This is a genomic window from Pseudomonas sp. SH10-3B (assembly GCF_019891415.1).
Lineage (GTDB): Bacteria > Pseudomonadota > Gammaproteobacteria > Pseudomonadales > Pseudomonadaceae > Aquipseudomonas.
The window spans coordinates 1-1,882 of sequence record NZ_JAFLXD010000105.1 but is presented as its reverse complement, the minus strand read 5'-3'; the positions used below and the strand labels follow the sequence as shown (position 1 = coordinate 1,882).

Sequence of the window (1,882 nt, the reverse complement as noted above, 5' to 3'; positions counted from 1 at the left end):
ATGGAAAGGCCTGAGCCGCTGGCGTGCATTGGACGGGGTGGTCTGGGCACTGAGCAAAACCCAAGTCGCCGACGATGCCGCGATGGGCGCGGGTGTGCATCGGTTGCAAAGCCTGGCCAAACGTCTTGGTTGGCAGTTGCCTTTGCACTTGTGGCAGGTTTGCGACAGTCCATGGCGTCAGGCAGGCCGCCAGGCGCATCCCGTGGGTTGCCAATTGCCCGCGCGCTTTACGGCGGCGGTGCTGGAAACCGCTCTGACTCGTTTACTGGAACCTTTGCGCCGCGAAGGCCTGGCGCAGATGAACGCGGTCATGACCCATGACTTCCTGCTGCGCCTGTCGCGGGATCTGCAAGGCGAGGGCGTTGCGCGTTGGCGTCACACCTTGGCGCCCCTGGCTGGCGAGTTCGCCGCTGGGGTGCCGTTGCGTGGGGTGTGGTTCAGTCTGCCGGTGCTGCCGATCAAAAACATGCCCGAACATTTCTGGCCGATCGATGCCTCCTGGCAGGGCGTTCTCGATGGCAAGCCCCTCAACCCGCGTCGATTCGGCTGGAGTGTGCCCCGCATCGGCTACGCGCTGGCCCTCGGCGTGGCGGTGCTGTGGAGCACAGGATTGCTGCTGTCTTTCATCAGCAACCGCGCGCAGATCCAACAGGTGCAAGCCTCAATTGACGCCCTCCGACACGCTTCGCAATCTGACGAGCAGCTCCAGGCCCTCAACGAACTGGTCCGCGAGTTGGGCCGCCTGGATGATCGTGTCCAACACGGTGCTCCGTGGTATCAGCGCTTCGGCCTGAATCAAAACCCGGCGCTGTTGGACACGGTGTGGCCACGCTACGTCGAAGCCAACAACCGTCTGATTCGCGATCCAGCCGCCGCCGCTCTTCGTCAGCAACTCCACGCGCTGGTCAAGCTGCAAGCGGACCATCCCGAGCGTGCCGAACGCGCCCGGCAGATCTACGATCAGCTCAAGGCCTACCTGATGCTGGCCCGTCCGGACAAAGTCGACGCCGATCTGCTGGTCAAAACCCTGGGCAACGTCGAACCCTCCCGCTCAGGTGTTGCGTCAGGCCTCTGGCAAACCCTGTCGCCCACGCTTTGGCAGTTCTATGGCGAGCACCTGGCTGCCAACCCCGCTTGGCGCATCGAGCCCGACGCGCGGCTGGTCGCGCAGGTGCGGCAGATCCTGCTGGGTCAACTGGGCCAGCGTCATGCCGAGGCCAGCCTGTACCAACAGTTGCTCGATGACACCGCCAATCACTACCCGGCCCTGGACCTGCAGCAACTGGTCGGTGACACCGATGCCTTTGCGCTGTTTTCTACCGCCGCCAGCGTGCCCGGCGTCTTCACCCGTCAGGCCTGGGAGGGGCAGGTTCGCCAAACCATCGATGACATCGCGGACGCCCGCCGCGAGGAAATCGACTGGGTACTCAGCGATAAACCCGGCGACATCGACACCCGGTTGAGCCCGGACCAATTACGCGAGCGCCTTACACAACGCTACTTCCAGGACTACGCCAGCGCCTGGCTGGACCTGCTCAACAGCCTGCGCTGGCAGCCGGCCGCTAGCCTCGACGAGTCAATCGACCAACTGACGCTGATAAGCGATGCGCGCCAATCGCCGCTGATCGCGCTGATGAATGCCGTGGCCTATCACGCGCAGGCCGGTACTCGACCCCAGGCCTTGGCCGACTCGCTGGTGACATCCGCGCAAAAGCTGATCGGCCAGGACAACGTTCCGGTGCACGAACTCAAAGGCCCGCTGGATCCGACCTTCGGCCCGTTCTTGGCACTGCTGGACAAGAGCAACAACGACGGCTTGAGCCTCCAGGCCTACCTCACCCGGGTGACACGGGTGCGCTTAAAACTCCAGCAAGTCAGCTCC

Annotated in this window: 1 protein-coding gene; it reads left to right on the top strand. The window is 63.8% G+C overall.

Annotation, left to right across the window (positions count from 1 at the left end; all coding sequences use genetic code 11):
• Positions 1 to 1,882, top strand: a 1,882-nt coding sequence (locus J1G35_RS30515) for an ImcF-related family protein (RefSeq protein ID WP_223016861.1), incomplete at both ends; no start/stop codon positions are given.